Annotated in this window: 12 protein-coding genes; 9 read left to right on the top strand and 3 right to left on the bottom strand. The window is 73.4% G+C overall.

Features of this window, described 5'->3' with window-relative positions; genetic code table 11:
- Positions 1-5 precede the first annotated feature (5 nt).
- Genes ACQP26_RS18770 through ACQP26_RS18800 form a run of 7 tightly spaced genes read left to right on the top strand, consistent with a single transcriptional unit; the run spans position 6 to position 8,281 of the window.
- Positions 6-1,544, top strand: coding sequence for a class I adenylate-forming enzyme family protein (locus tag ACQP26_RS18770; RefSeq protein WP_433493524.1), 1,539 nt, complete (start codon positions 6-8; stop codon positions 1,542-1,544).
- The gene (locus tag ACQP26_RS18775) at positions 1,538-2,479 is read left to right on the top strand and encodes a ketoacyl-ACP synthase III family protein (protein WP_269705409.1); all 942 of its coding nucleotides are present in this window, start codon (positions 1,538-1,540) and stop codon (positions 2,477-2,479) included. Before ACQP26_RS18770 ends, ACQP26_RS18775 begins: the two co-directional genes overlap by 7 nt.
- Entirely contained in the window at positions 2,476-3,981 is a 1,506-nt protein-coding gene (locus ACQP26_RS18780) for an AMP-binding protein (protein ID WP_269705408.1), read from the top strand. Before ACQP26_RS18775 ends, ACQP26_RS18780 begins: the two co-directional genes overlap by 4 nt.
- Positions 3,978-4,955: a transglutaminase domain-containing protein gene (locus ACQP26_RS18785; RefSeq protein ID WP_269705407.1), complete on the top strand. Its 978-nt coding sequence runs from the start codon at positions 3,978-3,980 to the stop codon at positions 4,953-4,955. Before ACQP26_RS18780 ends, ACQP26_RS18785 begins: the two co-directional genes overlap by 4 nt.
- Positions 4,942-5,868: a 3-oxoacyl-[acyl-carrier-protein] synthase III C-terminal domain-containing protein gene (locus ACQP26_RS18790; protein WP_433493525.1), complete on the top strand. Its 927-nt coding sequence runs from the start codon at positions 4,942-4,944 to the stop codon at positions 5,866-5,868. The genes ACQP26_RS18785 and ACQP26_RS18790 overlap by 14 nt, the downstream gene beginning before the upstream one ends.
- A 17-nt stretch (positions 5,869-5,885) precedes the next feature.
- Positions 5,886-7,127, top strand: coding sequence for an ATP-grasp domain-containing protein (locus ACQP26_RS18795; RefSeq protein ID WP_433493526.1), 1,242 nt, complete (start codon positions 5,886-5,888; stop codon positions 7,125-7,127).
- Positions 7,127-8,281, top strand: a complete 1,155-nt coding sequence (locus ACQP26_RS18800) for a pyridoxal-dependent decarboxylase, exosortase A system-associated (protein WP_433493527.1) — start codon at positions 7,127-7,129, stop codon at positions 8,279-8,281. The genes ACQP26_RS18795 and ACQP26_RS18800 overlap by 1 nt, the downstream gene beginning before the upstream one ends.
- A gap of 78 nt (positions 8,282-8,359) precedes the next feature.
- Here the strand turns inward: ACQP26_RS18800 and ACQP26_RS18805 are convergent, their stop codons facing one another.
- Positions 8,360-9,100, bottom strand: coding sequence for an alpha/beta fold hydrolase (locus ACQP26_RS18805; protein ID WP_433493528.1), 741 nt, complete (start codon positions 9,098-9,100; stop codon positions 8,360-8,362).
- Between the two features lie 232 nt (positions 9,101-9,332).
- Here ACQP26_RS18805 and ACQP26_RS18810 point away from each other — a divergent pair, with 232 nt between their 5' ends.
- Positions 9,333-10,028 carry a TetR/AcrR family transcriptional regulator gene (locus ACQP26_RS18810; RefSeq protein WP_433493529.1) on the top strand — a complete coding sequence of 232 codons (696 nt, stop codon included), beginning with the start codon at positions 9,333-9,335 and terminating at the stop codon, positions 10,026-10,028.
- Here ACQP26_RS18810 and ACQP26_RS18815 read toward each other — a convergent pair.
- Together ACQP26_RS18815 and ACQP26_RS18820 are read right to left on the bottom strand one after the other, a co-directional pair.
- Positions 9,938-10,513 (bottom strand): hypothetical protein, encoded by a 576-nt coding sequence (locus ACQP26_RS18815; RefSeq protein WP_433493530.1) that lies wholly within the window; start codon positions 10,511-10,513, stop codon positions 9,938-9,940. The two genes, ACQP26_RS18810 and ACQP26_RS18815, sit on opposite strands and share 91 nt — an antisense overlap.
- Before the next feature lie 386 nt (positions 10,514-10,899).
- Positions 10,900-12,933, bottom strand: coding sequence for a hypothetical protein (locus ACQP26_RS18820; protein ID WP_433493531.1), 2,034 nt, complete (start codon positions 12,931-12,933; stop codon positions 10,900-10,902).
- Between the two features lie 165 nt (positions 12,934-13,098).
- On the opposite strand from ACQP26_RS18820, the gene ACQP26_RS18825 reads away from it, so the two are divergent.
- Entirely contained in the window at positions 13,099-15,858 is a 2,760-nt protein-coding gene (locus ACQP26_RS18825) for a matrixin family metalloprotease (protein ID WP_433493532.1), read from the top strand.
- Positions 15,859-15,913 lie beyond the last annotated feature (55 nt).

Raw genomic sequence — 15,913 nt, forward strand, 5'->3', positions numbered from 1 at the left:
ACACGATGCGCCGAACCCTGTACGACGTCCTCACCGCCACCGTGGACCGCCATCCCGACAAGCTCGCCCTGATCGCCGGAGGGCACCGGCTGACCTACCGCGACCTGGCCGCACGGGTGGCCGGCCTGACCGGCCGCCTCCAGGCCGACGGTGTACGGCCCGGCGACCGGGTGGTGATCTGCGCCGGGAACCGGGTCGAGACGGTGACCGCCTTCTGGGCGGCGCTGGCCGCCGGCGGGGTCGCGGTGGTGGTCAGCCACGAGCAGCGGCCCGAGCGGATCCGCCACGTGCTGGCCGACTGTGCCGCCACCGTCCTGCTCGCCCTGGAGCCGACGGCGCGCTCCCTGACCGGCCTGGGCCTGCCGGCGTCGGTCCGGGCGGTGCTGCCGGTCGGCGCCGAGGACACCGTCTTCGCCGGTACGCCGGCACCGGTGGACGTGATCAGCGAGGACCTGGCCGCGCTGGTCTACACGTCCGGCTCCACCGGCGACGCCAAGGGCGTGATGCTCAGCCACGCGAACATGCTGACCGCGCTGGACTCGCTCAACGAGTACCTGCGCAACGGCCCGGAGGACGTGTTCCTCTGCGCCCTGCCGCTCGCCTTCGACTACGGGCTCTACCAGATGATCATGGCGTTCTCGCAGGGCGCGACGCTGGTCCTGGAGCGGGACATGAGCCTGCCGTTGCAGGTCATCAAGGACATCGCCCGCTACCGCTGCACCGTCGTGCCCGGGGTGCCGGTGCTGTTCGAGCTGGTGGAGCAGTTCAGCCGCTTCGGCATGCCGGACGTCAGCAGCGTCCGCTGCCTGACCAACACCGGCGCCGCGCTGCTGCCCCGGCACATCGCCGCGATCCGCCGGCTGTTCCCCGACGCGGACATCTACTCGATGTACGGCGTCACCGAGTGCAAGCGCTGCACCTATCTGCCGCCGGAGCTGCTCGACGCCAAGCCGGGCAGCGTCGGCAGGGCCATCCCGAACACCCAGATCCTGGTGGTGGACGAACAGGACCGGCCCTGCCCGCCCTACCAGGTGGGGCAGCTCGTGGTGCGCGGCGGCACCGTCATGCAGGGCTACTGGGGGCTGCCGGACGAGACCGCCCGCAAGATCCGCGAGCACCCGGTACGCAGTGGCCGCTGCCTCTACACCGGCGACTACGGCTACCTCGACGAGGACGGGCACTTCTTCTTCAAGGGCCGGATCGACGAGGTGATCAAGGTCCGGGGACGCAAGCTGATCCCCCGCGACGTCGAGGAGGTCCTGCGGGCCGTGCCGGGCGTCACCGAGGCGAGCGTGGTCTGCACCGCCCTCGACGACGGCGACCACGACATCGCCGCGTTCGTCGCCGCCGACCCGGCCGCCGTCGACGCGTCCGCGCTGCGGGCGGCCTGCCGGTCCGGCCTGGAGACCTGGCAGCGGCCCACCCGCTACGAGGTGCTCGCCGCCCTGCCGCGCAACAGCAACGGCAAGGTGGACAAGCCCGAGCTGCTGCGCCGGCACCCGGTGCCCGCAGCGGCCCTCGCCCCGGCCGGTGCGCCGTGCTGAAACTGACCGCCGTGCAGGCCGTCGTGCCGGACCACCGGCCCAGCCTCTTCACCCTCGCCGACCGGTACGACATGCCGCGCGCCGAGCTGGCCGTGTTCCACCGGATCTACGGCCTCGACCGGGTACCGGTGTGGTCCGGCGACACCGCCGCCCTGGTCGAGGAGACGGTGGCGAACCTGCTCAAGGAATCCGGTGTGGACGCCGGCCGGGTCCGCTGGCTGGTGCACGCGCACACCGGCACCCACCAGGACGTGGTGGGCCGCGCCGGCCTGGCCCGGATCTGCCGCCGGCTCGGACTGGACCGGGCGCAGTCGTTCGGGATGACGACGAACAACTGCGCGTCGACGGTGTCCGCCATGCGGGTGGTCGACCGCCTGCTGGCCCGGGGCTCGGCCACCGACGCGGCGATCGTGGTCACCGCCGACGTCGCCTTCACCCCGATCATGCAGGTGATCCCGAACAGCTCGGTCACCGGCGACGCCGGGGTCGCCTGCCTGTTCAGCCGCCGCGACCCCGGTCACCGCGTCCTCGCCGCCCGGATCGACACGTACGGCCGGCACGCCGCCTGCCAGTGGCAGGACGAGGCGGCAAACGCCGAGTTCGAGGCCGAGTATCCGGCGCGACTCGCCGACGTGATGCGCCGCGCGCTCGACGACGCCGGGCTGACCTGGCCGGACGTCCGCCTGGTGCTGCCGCACAACGTCAACACGTTCTCCTGGAAGCAGGTAGCGGCGCGCGCCGGCATTCCGATCGAGTCGGTCTACCTGGACCAGGTGCCGCACACGGCGCACTGCTTCGGCGCCGACATCTTCCTCAACCTCGCCGCCGCCGACCGCGCGGGCCTGCTGCGGCCCGGTGACCGGCTGATGCTCGCCACGGTCGGGCTCGGCGCGGTCTTCGCCGCCGTGGTGCTCGAATACGGGAGTCAGACATGACCATCGGATACCGCGCCGAACTGCGCGACCGGCTGCTGGCCGCCGCCGGCCGGCACCCGGAGCGTACGGCGCTCTGGGTCGAGGACCGCGCGTACACGTACCGGGAGTTGTTCGCCCGCGCCGACGCCCTGGCCGGCCGGCTCGACGAGCGGGACGAGCCGTTCTGCCTGGTGTACTGCGGCCGGAACCTGACCCGGTACGTGGCGATCCTGGCGAGCCTGCTGGCCGGCAAGGCGTTCGTGCCGATGTGCCCGACCTCGCCGCCCGCCTACTGCGAGAAGGTGCTCAAGCGGCTCGACGGACAGGTGGTGGCGGTCCTGGACAGCGGCGACCCGGACCAGGACGACCGGCTGCGGACCATGATGGCGCCGCCGGCGCCGGTGCTCGACCACGGCCCCGGACCGCGGTGGGAGGGCGAGCCCCGGCGGCCGCAGGGCGGGGCGTACCTGATGTTCACCTCCGGCAGCACCGGGGTGCCCAAGGCGGTCCTTGTCACGCTGGACAATCTCACCGCGTACCTGGACGGCGCGATCGAGCTGTTCGGCCCGACCTGCGACGACCGGTTCGCCCAGGTCAACAACTTCACGTTCGACCTGTCGGTGCACGACATCGTGCTGCCGTGGACCGTCGGCGCGGCCGTGTACGCGCTGCCGGACCAGGCCGTCTACAAGCTTCCCGCGCTGGTCCGGGAGCACGCGCTGACGTTCTGGCTGTCCGTGCCCACCACCGGGGTCAGCCTGCTCGACCTCGGCCTGCTCCGACCGGGTGCACTGCCCAGCCTGCGCCGCACGCTGTTCTGCGGGGAACCGCTGCCCCGGCGGCTCGCGCAGGCGTGGCACGCCGCCAACCCCGACGGGGAGCTGTTCAACGTGTACGGACCGACCGAGTGCACCATCGCGGTGACCTCCTTCGGCTGGCGGCCGGACCAGGACCTGCCGGACGTCGTACCGATCGGGTGGCCGTACCCCCGGCAGGAGGTCCGCGTCGTCGGCGCCGACCTGGCCGGGGTGGCCGACGGGCAGACCGGCGAGTTGCTGCTGCGCGGCAGCCAGCTCGTCCCGGGCTACCACGGCGACCCGGAGCAGACCGCGGCCCGGTTCGTCGAGCTGCCGGACGCGCCCGGACGCTGGTACCGCACCGGCGACCTGGTCGCCCACGACCCGCGCTGGGGGCTGGTGTTCAAGGGCCGCCGCGACGACCAGATGCAGGTCCGCGGCCACCGGGTGGAACGGCTGGAGGTGGAGACCCTGCTGCGGCAGGTGCTCGGCACCGAGGCCGTGGCGGTGGTCGGCTGGCCGGTGGCGCCCGGCGGCCTCGTCCAGGGGCTCGTCGCGTTCGTCGCGGACACCGCGACACCGGTGCCCGAGATGCGCCGGCGGATCAGCCGGGAACTGCCCGAGCACCTGTGGCCGAGCCAGATCCACGTCGGTCCGCTGCCGCAGAACCGCAGCCTCAAGGTGGACTACCCGCACCTGCGGCGCCGGCTCGAGGAGGGACTGTGACCGCCGCCGTGCGTACGCCCGCCGCCGGGCTGGACCGGATGCTCGCCACCTACCGCCGGCACACCCCGATGACCGAACCCGGGCCGCACGCCGAGGCGCTGCGCCGGCTGCCCGCCGACGTGCCGGCCCTCGTGGAGGTCATCGGCGGGCTGTTCGCCCACTACGAGCTGGACCCGCCGGCGGCCGGCTGGCAGCCCGGAGGAGACCGGCTCGCCGAGGTCGACCTGCGGACCACCCGGCGGATGCTCGACCGGGTGCTCGCCCTCGATCCGGCGCCGCTGACCCGGGCCCGGCCGCTGCACCGCCGCTGGCTGGGCGTCTGCCGCGACGCCAGCCTGCTGCTCTGCGCCGTGCTGCGCGAGCAGGGGGTGCCGGCCCGGCTGCGGTACGGCACCGCCCACCACCTGTACGTGCCCTACCGGCCGATGCACGACCACGTGGTGGTCGAGTACTGGTCGTCCGCCGAGGGCCGGTGGCGGTACGCCGACGGCCGGATGTACCGGACCGCCCGGGACACCTTCCAGCTGCCCGACCACTACCGCGACGACGTACCGGAGTCGGTGTTCCTCACCGGCGCCCGCGCCTGGCGCCGGGCCCAGGAGGGCGAACGCGCGGCGCTGCGGCTCAGCGGCCTGATGCTGAACGCCGACGCCGGCCGCTGGCAGGCCCGCAACCTGTTCCTGTACGACCTGGCCGCCCTCGCCGGCTGGGAACCGCTGATGTGGGACGCCTGGGGGTACATCCGCCGGGCCCGCCCGCAGGCCCGCCCGCGCGGGTTCCTCCAGTACCGCAAGCTCGACCGGCTCGCCGCGCTCGACGACCGTGATCCGGAGCAGTGGCGCGAGCTGCTGCGCCGCTACCGGGCCACCCGCCTGGTCCGGGTGCCGGCCCGGGTGCTGTCGTGCAGCCCGGTCACCGGCCGCCGCGTCGTCGCCGCGCCGCCCGCCCGGAGGACACCCGATGATCGCGATTGACGCGGTGGTACGCGTGGAACCGGAACGGCGGCTGTCGGTCACCGACGACCACGCGCTGCTCGGCCTCAGCCCGGCCCGCGCCCGGGTGTACGGCCGGCTCTACGGCTACGACCGGATCCCGGTGGCCGCCGCCGGGCAGGAGTTCCCGATGCTCCTGGACGCCGTCGCGCGGCTGCTCGACGAGGCACGGGTGACGCCGGAGCGGGTGGCGGTCGTGGTGCACGCGCACACCGGCCCGTACATCGGACCGGTCGGCGCCGGCCTGCCCCGGCTGGTCGCCCGGCAGCTCGGCGGCGAGCCGCTGTGCTTCGGCACCCAGTCCAACAAGTGCGTCTCCAGCATCACCGCGCTGGACCTGATGGACCGGCTGCTCGCCGGGCGGCCCGGCGACGCGGTCGGCGTCCTGCTGATCGGCGAGACCGCCGACAGCCCGGACCTGCGGGTGCTGGACACCGGCATCGCCGGGGACGTGGCGTGCGCGGTGCTGCTGCGCCGGGACGGACCCCGCGACCGGGTGCTCGCCCACGCGGTCGCCACGCACGGCCGCTACGCCGGCGGCATCTACACCGAGCCCGGCGCGCCGAGCCGCCAGGAATACGAACGCCGGTTCCAGGAGCACCTCGGCGACGTGGTCGACCGGACACTGCGGCGGGCCGGGCGCCGGCCCGACGAGCTGACCGTCCTGTTGCCGCACAACGTCAACGTCAACGTGTGGCGGGCGGCGGCCGGGGTGATCGGCGTACCGGCCGAGCGGATCGTGCTCGACAACGTCCCCCGGTACGGCCACTGCTTCGGCGCCGACATCTTCCTGAACCTGGACACCGTCCGGCCCCGGCTGCGCCCGGGTGACCTGGCGCTGATGGCGTCCGTCGGGGTCGGCGGCACGTTCGGCGCCGTCCTGCTCGAACACTGACCCGCGAGGAGAGTCGCGTGAAGAAGCTGTACGTCGTTCTCATCAACGACAACGTGATCCGCTCCGGCCTGGCCGATCTGGGCCGGCTGGCGGACGCGGAACTCTGGCTGGTCTCCAGCCCGCACTACGCGCGCCGGCTCACCGACGAGCAGCGCGCCGCGTACGCCCGCGTCGTGGTGCCCGACGACATGGAGACGACCGACCTGGTGGCGTTGCTGGACCGGGAGTTGCCCCGCCCCCGGCCGGAGCAGCTCCGGTTCCTCACCAACGACGAGTCCTGCGAGCTGCTCTGCGCACGGCTCGCCGAGCACTTCGGCACTGACGGCTGGCCGGCCGCGCGCCTGCTGCCGTTCGTGGACAAGATGGCCAGCAAGGCCGCGCTCGCCGGCAGCGGACTGCGGCTGCCACGGCACCTACGCTTCGACCGGGACGAGCACGCCGCGGACCCGCGCAGCTACTGCGAGCGGATCGCCGCGGAGATCGGCTTCCCGATGGTGGTCAAGCCGGTCGACAGGTACGCCAGCATGGACGTGCGGCGGCTGGACGGCCCGGCGGCGCTACGCGCCTGGGCGAGCTGGGCGTCCTCCCCCAAGGACCGCAACAGCTACGAGGTCGACGAGTTCGTCTCCGGCACGCTCTACAACTTCGACGCCCTCGTGCAGGACGGCCGGGTGGTGTGGAGCAACGTCTGCGCCAACCTCAACCCCTGCATGGAGTTCGCCGCCGGGCGGTCGCTCGGCGTGTGGACGCTGCCCGCCGACGATCCGGCGGCCGTGCGGGTGACCGAGTTCGGCCACCGGGCACTCGAGGCGCTGCGGCCACCGGACGGCGGCGTGCACATGGAGGTGTTCGGCACGCCCGACGGCGAGCTGGTCTTCCTGGAGGTCGCGGCCCGGCCGCCCGGCGGCGAGATGCGCGCCGTCTACCTGCGCACCCACGGCGTCGACATCGACCTCGCGCACTACCTGCTGCGGGCCGGCGAGCCGTACGCGGTGCGGCCCCGGCCGACCGGCGAGCTGGGGGCCTGGGTGATCACCCCCCGTCGCGCCGGCCGGGTCAGCGCCGTGGACGTGCCCGCGCTGCGCAGCGAGCACACCGTGCGGGTGCACGTGTCGGTCGGCGAGACCGTCGCGCGCGCCAGCGCGCACATCGTCGAGCCGCCGTCGGCCGAGTTCATGGTCTTCGGTGCCGACCGGGCCGCCTTCGGCCACGACATGGACCTGCTGCGTGACCTCACCCTCTACCGCGTGGAGCCCTGATGGACCTGAACCTCGCCGCCGACATCGCCGGCCGTACGCCCTTCTACCTGTACGACTTCGCCGCCGTCCGCCGCCGGGTCGCCGAGCTGCGGGCCGCCCTGCCCGGCGGCGTGCTGCTGCACTACGCGATCAAGGCCAACCCGATGCCGGCCCTGGTGCAGCGCCTCGCGCCGCTCGTCGACGGGCTCGACGTGGCCAGCCACGGTGAGCTGCTCACCGCGCTCGGCACCGCCGTCGACCGGGAGCAGATCAGTTTCGCCGGGCCGGGCAAGCGTGACCCGGAGCTGGCCGCCGCGATCGCCGCCGGTGTGGTCGTCAACGTCGAGTCCGGCGACGAGCTGGCCCGGCTGCGCCGGATCGAGACGGCGGTCGGCCGGTCCGCCCGGTTCGCGCTGCGGGTCAACCCGGACTTCCAGCTCTCCGGTTCCGGAATGACGATGGGCGGCGGCGCGACCCAGTTCGGCATCGACGCCGAGGCGGTCGGCGAGGTGCTGCGCGGGCCGGGCCGGCGCGGACTGTGCGGGTTGCACATCTTCGCCGGGTCGCAGAACCTGCGCCTGGACGCGCTGACCACCGGCGTCAGCCAGACCTTCGCGCTGGCCGACCGGCTGGTACGCGAGCACCGGCTGGACCTCGCCCACGTCAACATCGGCGGCGGGCTCGGCATCCCGTACTTCCCCCGCGACGAGGAGCTGGACCTGGCCGCGTACGGCCGGCACCTGGCCGTGGAGGTGGAGCGGTGGCGCCGCCGCCACCCGGACACGGCCGTCGTGCTGGAGCTGGGGCGGTACCTGGTCGGCGAGGCGGGCGTCTTCGTCAGCCGGGTCGTCGAGCGCAAGCACTCCCGCGGCGAGACGTTCCTGGTGGTCGACGGCGGCATGCACCACCACCTCGCCGCCTCCGGCAACTTCGGCCAGGTGGTACGCCGCAACTACCCGGTGTCGGCGGTGACCGCGAAGCCGGCCGACGAGCGGGAGACCGTCACCGTGGTCGGACCGCTGTGCACGCCGCTGGACACGCTCGGCCGCCGGGTGGAGCTGCCCCGGTGCGAGGTCGGCGACCTGGTGGTGGTGCACCAGTCCGGGGCGTACGGGCCGACCGCCAGTCCGGTGCACTTCCTCGGCCACCCGGCGCCGGTCGAGGTGCTGCTCTGAGCGCACACGACGCCCCGCCGCGACGGCCGGCACACCCGCTAGACCGTCCTAGGACATTGGTGTGCCGGCCGCCGGAGACTACTGCGCGGTGGCTCGGGCCGCGGTGTCGATGAAATCCGCGACGGCGCCCGGCTGCGAGACCGTCACCGCGTGCGACGCGTCGACCTCGACCGTCGTGGACCCGGCCCGCTGGGCCATGAAGCGCTGCAGGTCCGGCGGGATCGCCAGGTCCTGGGTGGACACGAGCGTCCAGGACGGGATGCTCTTCCAGGCGGCCCGCGTCACCGCGTCGGTCAGCGTGTTCGCCGCGGCCGGCCGCTGCGTGGCAGCCATCACCACCGCCTGCTCCCGGGGGACGTCGGGGGCGAAGAAGTCCGGGTAGGTCTCCTGCTTGACGTACTGATCCATGTCCGCGCTGCCGTCCTGGGCGGGAATCGGCACCGCCTGGATGTTGTCGGCGAGCCGGCTGCCGGGGAACTTCGCGTTCACGTCGGCCACCGACTCGCCGACGTCCGGGCTGAAGCTGGCGACGTAGACCAGGGCCCGCACGTTCGCCGCGCCCTCCGCGGCCTCGGTGATGACCGCGCCGCCGTACGAGTGGGCGGCCAGCACGACCGGTCCGGACAGGCTGTCCACGAGGGCACGCAGGTAGGCGGCGTCCCGCTGCACGCTGCGCACCGGGTTCGCGAGGGCGATGACCGGGTAGCCCCGGCGCTGGAGATCGGCGATCACCCCGTTCCAGCTCGACCCGTCCACGAATGCCCCGTGAACGAGCACGACAGTCGGCATTCCGGTCCCCGGCATGGCTGCTGCGCTCATCTGTCATTCCTTCCGAAAGGCACGGTGGAGTCTCCAATATCGGGCACGCGCGGAATCGCTGTCAGCGGAATACGGAAACGTCGGAGAACGGCTGCGGGCGTTATCGGACGGCCCCGAATCGTGCAACCGATTCCCAGGAACACCCGGCTGAGAGAATGCTGAGAGCCGTACCCGCGCAGGGCCGCCGGCGGGGCAGTCCCGGACCGAACGTTCTGTTCGTTAGCATGGGCCCATGGCGCGTGAGAGCTCTGGCAGCCGACCCTCGGAGGCACGACTCCGGCTTCTCGACACCGCGACCCGGGTCTTCTACGCCGAGGGCATCCATTCCGTCGGGGTCGACCGGATCATCGCCGAGGCGAAAGTCACCCGCGCCACCTTTTACCGGCACTTCCCCGGCAAGGACGATCTCATTCTCGCCTATCTGCGCCGGGTGCACGAAATGGACCGCACCGCCGTGGAGGTGGCGATCGCGGGCCATCCGGGGCCGGTCGATCGCCTGCTCGCCGTCGCCGAGGGAATCGCCGCGCTCATCCGCTCCCCCGGATTCCGCGGGTGCGCATTCCTGAACGCCGCAGCGGAATACCCGGACGACGAGCATCCGGTGCACCGGGAGATCATCGCTCACCGCCAGTGGTTCCTGGACACGCTCACCGCCCAGATGGCGCAGGTCCACGAGGCGACGGCGGACGCCGCCGCGCGCCACTTCGTCATGCTCCGCGACGGCGCCATGGCGGCCGGATGCCTCTTCGACCCCGCGCTGGTGTCGGAGACGTTCCTGCGCGGGGTCGAAGGGCTCCTGCGCGTCAACACCGAGCGCGGTCCGGCCGGATCCGGTGCTCAGCCCCTCTCGGGCGACGCGCCCGCCCGCGCCGCACGGCCGAGGCGGACGGCCGAGACGAGGAAGAAGACGGCGCCGGGGACGGCGTAACCGATCGCGCCCGCCAGGGCCGGATCCGGCCCGGAGGCGGCGGCGAGGAACGACACCCCGGCGAGGACCGAGATGCCGCCGCTGAGGATCATCGGCCACTGGCCGCCCAGCCGGCGGCGCGGCACGGCCACGACCAACTGGACGAGGCCGGCCACGACCGCCCAGGCGCCCCACACCCGCAGCACCGCGGGGACGCCGGACGCCCCGGCGACGGCCAGGCCGGCGGCGGCCAGCAGGCTGACCGCGACGTTCACGTACAGCAGGGCCGGCGATCCGGTGGCCCGCGAGACCCTGATGTCGGCCACGGCGGCGGCCACGTCGAACAGCGGGTAGATCACCAGCAGCGCCACCGTCACGGGGTCGAGGTGCCCGGCGAGCGGGAGCGTCACGGCGGCCCAGACGGCGGCGAAGACGAACCGGACGACGTACAGCCGCCGCAGGCCGGCTGCCGTGGCCGGGATTCGGGGGGCGGTAACGGAGGTCATGACTTCCTCTCGGCGGCCGTCGGGGCCACCCGGGTAGAACGAACGTTCTGTCTCGCACAAGCATGACCCTGCGGCGACCCGCCGTCAAGACCGATCGTTCTCCCCCGGGCGACGGCTCACGCCTCGGCGTCGCGCTCGCCGCCCGGGCGAGGGCCACCACGAAGGCCAGGTCGAAGAACAGTTCCAGGAGCGTGGCCCGGCCCGCACTCGACGGTGGGCGCAGCAGTTCCGCACCCCGTCCGGCCGCCATCGCCCTCCTCCGCCCGCCCCTCGTGGCCCCAACGAGCCGGTCGGCGGCGGAGTTGCGTACCGACCCGGGGCCGGGCGACAGCGGGGCGCACGGCCGGCGCGGCGCCCGCGCGCCGGCCGTGCCCCGTAGCGCTACGTCACGGGCAGGGGCCGCCCGCGCAGACGTCGATCACCTTGCCGGTGAGCAGGAACACCGCCTTCTGCCGCTGGGCGCCGGCCTGGGCGCGCGGGAACTCGTGCGAGTCCTCGCCGTACTCCGGTCCGGCGGGGGCGAGGTTCGTCGACGGCGGCGCGTACGCGGCGCCGCTGTTCCACACCACCATGGCCGAGCCGGCGTACGGGTACCGGCGGATCGGCGCGATGCCCCAGAACGGCCGCACGTCCGGTGACCAGCCGTCGGCGAGCGCCGGGGTGTGCAGGCGGGCGCCGATGGTGCGGGCCTGCACCTCCGCCGCGACCGTGGAGACCTGCTGGTCGGCGAAGGCGACGTGCATCAGCACCCGGTGCGCCGGGGTACGCGGCAGCGGCCGGTCGGTCATGTGCTGGGCGTACCCGTTGGCCTCGGACCGGTCCCACAGCATCTGGAGCAGCGCGAAGATCAGCTGCTGGTCCACCTTGTCGGGGTAGTAGCCGTCCAGCACCGTCTGGAACGGAGCGAAGTCGACGCTGCGCTGCAGCAGCGTCGAGTAGTTCATCGCGGGCACGCCGAGCACCGACCGGGTCCAGTCCTGGGCGATGGCGGTGAGCGCGCCGCCGTTGATGCCGCCCTGGCTGTTGCCGTCGTAGTGCAGGCCGCCGGCCACGTCGATCAGCGGCCGCCCGGCGGCGTCGCGGAACGCCGGGTGGGCGGCGAAGCCGTTGCGGTGGATCATCGTCCGGCCCAGGAACAGGAAGTTCAGGAAGCTCTGCTGGAGCCGGTCGGCCACCGCGGGGAAGGCGCTGAGGTCGGTGAAGGCACCGGCGACGTACGGGACGTCGGCGGCCGCCATGCCGATCCAGCTCGTCGCGCAGAAGGTGAAGTCGTACGTCTGCGACATGGTCTTGACGTTGCCCGCGTTGATCTCGGTGGGCCGGCCGAGCAGGCCGTGGCCGTAGAGCGACAGGTGGGCCGGTTTCGCGGCGGAGGCGCTGCGCGGGATGTTGCAGACGAAGTCGGCCGCCACCGTCGTGCCGGACGGTGTGGGCAGCGCGTCCGGCGTCGGCGGCGTGCCGTCGCCGCCGGGCGGCCCGTAGTGCAGCCGGGAACCCGGTCCCCCGTCACCGGTCAGGTAGGACGGTACGGCGACGGTGCCGGTCACCTGCCGGGCGATCAGCGGGTCCTGCTCGGGCGTGTAGTCGGTGACCTGAGTGACGGTGAACGAGGGGGCGCGGCGGCCGAGCGCGGCGAACGCGCCGTCCCGGACCGCCAGCATCCGCCCGGTCAGACCGTGCCGGCTGGCCACCGTGAAGTCCCAGGCCAGGTAGAGGCTGTGCCGCTTGACGCCGGCCCGGCTCAGGTCGGCGAGGATCCGCTTCATCTGCGGCGCGCGCGGGTCCCGCCGGTCCAGGCCGGCGCCTGTGACGTAGGCGCGGAACGCCTTCGGCGCCGGGATGAGCGCGCCGTCGCCGTCGCGCATGTCGCGCAGGCCGACGACGTACCTCGCGCCCTCGGTCAGCGCCACCGCCGGCCGGATGATCAGCACCTGACGGTCCGGGCTGCCCGCGGCGTGCGCGTCCAGTTCGGCCCAGTACGGCGTACGTTTGCCGGTGCGGGCGTCGAGCAGCACGACCGGCGCGTCCGGCGCCAGCGAGCGGCCCACGTCGGTGACCGGCGCGATCCGGGTCCGCGTGACGTCGAGACCGGGTACGCGCGCCAGGATCGGCGAGCCGGGGCTGAACCCGTCCTGCCGGTTCCACTCCGCCGGGTCGATCGGCACGCCGAGCACGTTGGCGGGCATCGCGGAGGCCGCGAACCGGACCCGCTTGCCGGTCGGGGTGCCGCGGTCCGGCACGGTGAAGTAGTCGTTGGGGAACGGCAGCAGGCAGGCCGCCGGATCGATCGGGTCGCAGGACCGCTGACCGGCCGGCGCGGGCGGTGCGGACGGCGCGGCAGCGGCGCCGGAGCCGAGCAGCACGACCGACGCGGTCACCAACGCGGACACGGCGAGACGGAGCCGTCTGGGGGTGGGCACGGGCGTCTCCTTCGACATCGGACGGTGGTGTTCTTCCTACGCTCGTGAGCGGATCTCGGCAAGGGCCCGGACATCGACGCTGCCGGATCAACGACGAAGAATCCGCTGGTCAGGCGCACGGCCCTACGGTGGGTGGCGAAGCACTCACGTCCAGTGGAGGACGTCATGACCACTCCCACTCCCACCCCACCACCTCAGCTCCAGGTCGCCCTCGGCACCCCCGGGGACCCCGGCTCGGTGCACGCCATCACCGACACCGGCACGGCGCTGCTCGTCGCCCACTACCCCACGTCCGGCGCCGGCCGGCTGCACGTCCTCGACCCCCGTACCCTCGCCCCGGTCCGGCCGTCCCTGCCGGTCGGCCACGAGCCCCGCGCGGTGGCCTGGCACCCCGGACGCGGGCAGGCGTACGTGATGAACCGGGGGGTGCAGAGCTACAGCGTCTCCCGGTGCGACCTGGCCACCGGAACGGTCACCGACATCCCGATCGGCTTCGGGCTGATCGCGATCGCCGTGGACCCGGTGGCCGACCTGCTGTACGTCGCCGACTGGGCGCACAAACGCCTGCAGGTCATCGAGCTGGCGGACACCACCCAGCGGCGCTTCGTGTCGCTGCCGTCGGCGCCGAACCGCCTCGCGGTGGCCCCGGACGGCACCGTCTACGCGGCGCTGTACGTCAAGGGCCTCGTGCCGGCTGACGACGCGCTCGCCGTGCTGCGCCCGGACGGGACGCTCACCGTGGCGCCGATCGAGCCGGCCCACCTCCAGCCGGGCGAGCTGGCCGTCGCGCACGACGGCATGGTCTACCTCGGCTCGCTCGGTGGCGGCACCGTGCACCCGCTGGTCGGCGTGCACGACCCGGACACCGGCCGGCGCCTCGGCGCGGTGGGGAGCGCGGCCGGCGTCCGCGATCTCGCGGCCGTACCGGGACTGTCCCGGGCGTGGCTGGCGACAGACAAGGGCGTCCAGCTCGTCGACACCACCAACCCGTACGCGCCGCGCACGCTCGATCCGATCACCACCGGCCACGCCCCGTACGCGGTGGCGGTCACCGCCGACGGCACGGCGTACGTGGGCGACGTGGCGGACGGCACGGTGTCGCTGATCCGGCCGGACGTCGCGGACCTGCCCCTGGACGCGGTGGCCACGCTGCTCACCGAGGCGGGCTTCGCGCCGGCCACCGGGCTGGGCGCCGCGATCCGGGCGTACCAGACGTTCCACGAACTGCCGGTGACCGGGCGGCCCGACGCCGTCACCGCCGCCCACCTGACCGCGCCCGGCTGCGGCACCCCGGACCGGCCGGGCACCGCCGGTTTCGTCCTTCAGGGCGGGCACTTCCGGCACACGAACCTGACCTACCACCTCGGTGACATGACGATGCCGTACGCCCGGGACGACTTCACCGACGCGCTCAAGCACGAACTGATCCAGGTGTCGCTCGAGGTGTGGCGCGAGGTGCTGGGTGAGAACTGGAACGGGCCGTTCGAGTTCACCCGCGTCTTCGACCCGGCGCAGGCCGACATCGTCTTCTCCGTCGGCGACGATCCGGTCTTCCACGACACCGGCTGGTTCCGGACCGTGTACGCGGTGACCAAGTGGTCGGCCGCCCCGGGCTGGCCCGACGCGGCCGGTCAGCTCCCGGTCATCTTCAACCGGAAGATCAACTGGGATGCACACGGGTACTTCGACGTCGACCTGCACGGACCCGACTTCCGGCACGTCGCCACGCACGAGATCGGCCACGCGTTCGGGCTCAACCACGGCAAGAGCGGCAACGTGATGCACCGCAACGCGAGCTGGTACCGGGTGCCCAAGTCCGACGACCGCAACGGCCTGTTCGCCATGTACGGGCGGCTGCCGTTCACCGACGGCGTCGGCATCCGGGTGCTGCCCGAGGCCGACCACGTCGCCTACTCCGATTGTGAGCGGCACCTCGTGGTGCACTACCCCGAGGGCGACGGGTGGACGTGGACGCGGCTCACCGCGGACGTGGGCGCGCCCCGGATGGCCCGCGGCAGCTCCCCGTCGCCGTTCTTCGCCCACGACGGCGTGCCGTCGTACGTCTACCCGGGCGAGGGCGGCCACGTCCACCAGATCTGGTACGACCAGGGCCAGTGGTGGTGGGGTGACCTGACGCAGGACAGCGGCGGCCCGCCCGCCGTGCGCTACGGCACCCACGCCTACCGCAACGGCGACACCCAGCGGGTGGTGTACGGCGCGACCGACGGCCGGGTGATCCGGCTGTCCCAGGCCCCCGGACAGGGCTGGGTCTGGCAGGACGTGTCGGTGGAGGGCGCGGCCGTGCCGGACGGCACCCCCTTCGGGTACGTCGACGGCGTCACCGGCCTCGACGTGATCGTCTACCGGGACGCCGAGGAGCACCTGCGGATGCTGTGGGAGGGCCCCGAGGGCTGGGGGCAGATGTCGCTGACCTGGGCCACCCAGGCGGAGAACCCGTTGCCGCTGACCATGTTGCCGCTGTGGGGCGAGCACCGGGCCGGCGAGCGGCACCGGGTGTTCGGCGTCGACCACCGGCAGGACGTCCGGATGTACGCCGTCGGCGACGACGGTGCCTGGCACACCCGGTCGCTGACGGCCGAGCTCGGCCTGCCCGAGTGCGTCTCGTCGGCGGTGCAGCGGCTCCCCGGCCCGGACGGCGCGGCCGACACCTGGCTGGTGGTCGTCGCCGATGTCGACGGCGGGCTGTGGGAGCTGACCGGCGACGGTGACACGTGGCAGGCCGAGCGGGTGCAGATCGACGGCATGCCGCCGGTCGGCCGTAGCCTGCTGTCGGTGTGGCCGGCCGGGGGCCGGCTCCAGATCACCTACACGGCGGCGAACGGCAACATCCAGTTGCTGTCCCGCTCGCTCGGCGACCACGACTGGCAGCGCACCAACCTGACCCGGGTGTCCGACGTGGTGTGAGCGGTTCCCGCGCTCAACCCGACAGGACGTGCCGGACGAGGTCCGGGCAGTGGGT

The sequence above is a fragment of the Micromonospora sp. CA-248089 genome, assembly GCF_050948515.1.
Lineage (GTDB): Bacteria > Actinomycetota > Actinomycetes > Mycobacteriales > Micromonosporaceae > Micromonospora.

Excerpts from the sequence above, each read along its gene's own strand:
- ACQP26_RS18770 (WP_433493524.1), top strand. The coding sequence starts at position 6 with ATGCGCCGAACCCTGTACGACGTCCTCACCGCCACCGTGGACCGCCAT.
- ACQP26_RS18780 (WP_269705408.1), top strand. The coding sequence starts at position 2,476 with ATGACCATCGGATACCGCGCCGAACTGCGCGACCGGCTGCTGGCCGCC.
- ACQP26_RS18790 (WP_433493525.1), top strand. The coding sequence starts at position 4,942 with ATGATCGCGATTGACGCGGTGGTACGCGTGGAACCGGAACGGCGGCTG.
- ACQP26_RS18800 (WP_433493527.1), top strand. The coding sequence starts at position 7,127 with ATGGACCTGAACCTCGCCGCCGACATCGCCGGCCGTACGCCCTTCTAC.
- ACQP26_RS18805 (WP_433493528.1), bottom strand. The coding sequence starts at position 9,100 with ATGAGCGCAGCAGCCATGCCGGGGACCGGAATGCCGACTGTCGTGCTC.
- ACQP26_RS18810 (WP_433493529.1), top strand. The coding sequence starts at position 9,333 with ATGGCGCGTGAGAGCTCTGGCAGCCGACCCTCGGAGGCACGACTCCGG.
- ACQP26_RS18815 (WP_433493530.1), bottom strand. The coding sequence starts at position 10,513 with ATGACCTCCGTTACCGCCCCCCGAATCCCGGCCACGGCAGCCGGCCTG.
- ACQP26_RS18825 (WP_433493532.1), top strand. The coding sequence starts at position 13,099 with ATGACCACTCCCACTCCCACCCCACCACCTCAGCTCCAGGTCGCCCTC.